The following is an 860-nucleotide window of genomic DNA, read 5'->3' on the forward strand; positions in this document are numbered from 1 at the left end:
GGGTGCGGGCGACTCGGCGGCCAGTCCCGCACTGTGACCGAGCAGCTGAAGGATGGTGACACCGCCGACGCCCGTACCCGGCAGATGCTTCTCCAGCGGGTCGTCGAGATCCAGCAGACCCTCATCGCGCAGCCGCAGGACCAGCACGGCGGTGAAGGTCTTGGTGAGGGATCCGATCCTGAACTGCGTATCGGCGTCAGGGGAATGGTCGTCGACGCAGCTGCGGGAGCCGCTCCAGACGACCCGGCCCCGACGCTGCACCGCGGCGACGAGTGAGGGTGCGCGGCCTTCGGCCTGTGCGGTGGCGATGCGGTGCAGCAGTGCGCGCTGCGTGCCGGGAAGCAGTTCTTCCGAGTGGTAGGTCATGGTCAACAAGTACCGGCGCAAGCGCTCCGTGGCGACCCCATTTCGCGGTATGCGGGCCAAGAGGTCAACGCTTGCGGCTGTACGTCCTGACCAGCACCCCGTTGTCGAAGACACGCACCGACTCGAGCGCGAACTCGGTGGCCGCGAAATCCGATCCGAACATCGGCATGCCCGACCCGTAGACCAGCGGATACGTCTTGATCACGAGTTCGTCGATCTCGTCGAGCAACTCCCCCGCGAGCTGTGAGCCGCCGCAGAGCCAGATCCCGAGTTCGCTGTCCTCCGCCTTGAGTTCCCGCACCCTGCCGACCACATCGTCCGAGATGAGCTCGACGTTCGGGTCGGGCGATTCCTTCAGGGTCCGCGAGGCCACGAACTCACGCAGCTGGGCATACGGACTGGTGATGTTCATGTCCAGCGCCAGCTGGTAGCTGGCCCTTCCCTGGATGACGGTGTCGAACTTCTGATTCTCGGCATCGTGAAAGCCGAGTTGG

The 860-nt window shown here is 65.3% G+C and carries 2 protein-coding genes; both read right to left on the reverse strand.

Annotated elements, in window-relative coordinates; genetic code table 11:
• The coding region (locus ACFVS0_RS21800) for a serine hydrolase domain-containing protein (protein ID WP_430589111.1) at positions 1 to 366 on the reverse strand (366 nt) is incomplete at its 3' end.
• A 64-nt stretch (positions 367 to 430) separates the two neighbouring features.
• Positions 431 to 860 (reverse strand): dihydrofolate reductase family protein (locus tag ACFVS0_RS21805; RefSeq protein WP_430589112.1); only part of this gene is annotated, 430 nt, incomplete at its 5' end.

Origin of the sequence: Isoptericola sp. NPDC058082 (assembly GCF_042885055.1) — a bacterium.
Taxonomy (GTDB): Bacteria; Actinomycetota; Actinomycetes; order Actinomycetales; family Cellulomonadaceae; genus Isoptericola.